Raw genomic sequence first — 1,736 nt, forward strand, 5'->3', positions numbered from 1 at the left:
AGAGATTACTGTAAAAAACTATGACGATACATATTATAATAAYGCAATAGGAAAAAYGGGTTTAGAATTAAAGAAGGAACTTCATAATRTTATTGATGATCATACAAAGTTATCATACAGTGCGGTTTGGGAAGCACTAAGAGATACTGATGAAGATCCAAATAATAAAAACAATGTGCTACTCTTATATACTGGGCGTTCGCAAGGGAAACTTACGAATGGTTCAGGAGTTGATAATTGGAACCGAGAGCATGTTTGGGCAAAATCTCACGGTGATTTTGGAACGACTGCAGGAGCTGGAACAGATTTGCATCATTTAAGAGCGACGGATGTATCTGTAAATAGCTCACGTGGAAATCTGGATTTTGATAATGGTGGTGTGAATCATTCAGAAGCGACAGAATGTAAGTACGATAGTGATTCTTGGGAACCTCGTGATAGTGTAACCATAGCAAGCCTTGTATTTCTAAACTTCATATACCCATTTCCCCTTTAAAATATAATTTGAAGCTATTAACTAAAAAATGCTTTCTAGCCCCCAAAAACTTTTAGAAAGCCATACCCATCCTTTTCTTTTTATTTAATACAAAACTCTATTGAGTCTGTATTATTTCCACACTTTTTGTTTATCTACTTTTCACAAGGAATATCCTTCTCTAGTAAAGATTATTAAAATATTCTTTACAATTAAAAAGTAGTTTAATGTTAACTTATAAATTTCAATTTTTTTATGCAATTATACATATTTGATAAATCGTTCGACTTTTCTTTTTTCTATAACTGTCTTTATTTTTTGTGTAAAACCCTTCTTCCTCTGTAGAATAAGTACAAAAATAGATTGGATACCATGTAAGGCACCAATCTATTTTAATTAAAGAAACTTTGGTAATTCTGAGTTCACAACACATTGTGCAGTAATGATAACATTTTTATATTGAGACAGAACTACTACTATTTATTTGGTATCGAATCTATATACTTTTTAACTACTTCATATACATATTCTTGATTTGCCGCCGCTGTATTTGGATTGTATTTTCCGCCGTTTGTTTTATTGTTAGATAATACTCGAATCCCTAAAAATGGTACGTCATAAGCTTTTGCAATTTGCGCTGCKGCAGCRCCTTCCATTTCTTCTACAGATGTACCGTATTTTGTATGGAACCACTTAATTCTATCAACTTCATTATTCCAAASRTCTGCTGAACCTATAGTMCCTTCMACCACTTTACCTTTTGTATATTTATCTTTTACCGCATTAGCTGCTGCAAGTAAATCCTTATCTCCCTCGTAGTATCGGATTTTCTCAGCATTTGGATCTTCTCCTGCACTTCCTTCAGAAGCCATCAGGTCCATAGATATCCATTTTGCCGGCTCAATCCCTTGGTTCTCATTCATATTTGTTGTTTTTAACGAACCTATATTCGCCACTTGTTTTCCTAAAACAATATCAAATACRTTTAAATTAGGATCATGTCCACCTGATGTWCCTTGGTTAATAATYGCYATAGGCTTATATTTTTCAATAGCCACTGCTGTAGCGGCTGCTGTATTTTCCATTCCTTTACCTGTTTTCGCAACGATTACAGGATAATTGTCGACAGTTCCTTTATAAAATGTAAAAGTTCCAGATTTTTCTTCCTTCACATTTTTTAACCTTTTTGCAAATTTTTCAGCTTCTATTGGCATTGGGCCTTGAATTAAGATAGGATTTTGATTGCTTTTTGCCTCAGCTA

Annotated in this window: 1 protein-coding gene and 1 pseudogene; one reads left to right on the forward strand and one right to left on the reverse strand. The window is 33.6% G+C overall.

Annotated elements, in window-relative coordinates:
* Positions 1-466, forward strand: a pseudogene (locus AC1DJR_RS28770) (endonuclease); the annotation flags it as partial.
* 485 nt (positions 467-951) lie between these two features.
* On the opposite strand, the gene AC1DJR_RS28775 reads toward AC1DJR_RS28770, so the two are convergent.
* Positions 952-1,736 (reverse strand): 5'-methylthioadenosine/S-adenosylhomocysteine nucleosidase (locus AC1DJR_RS28775; RefSeq protein WP_477004127.1); only part of this gene is annotated, 785 nt, incomplete at its 5' end.

The sequence above is a fragment of the Bacillus sp. 05T31 genome, from assembly GCF_056396725.1.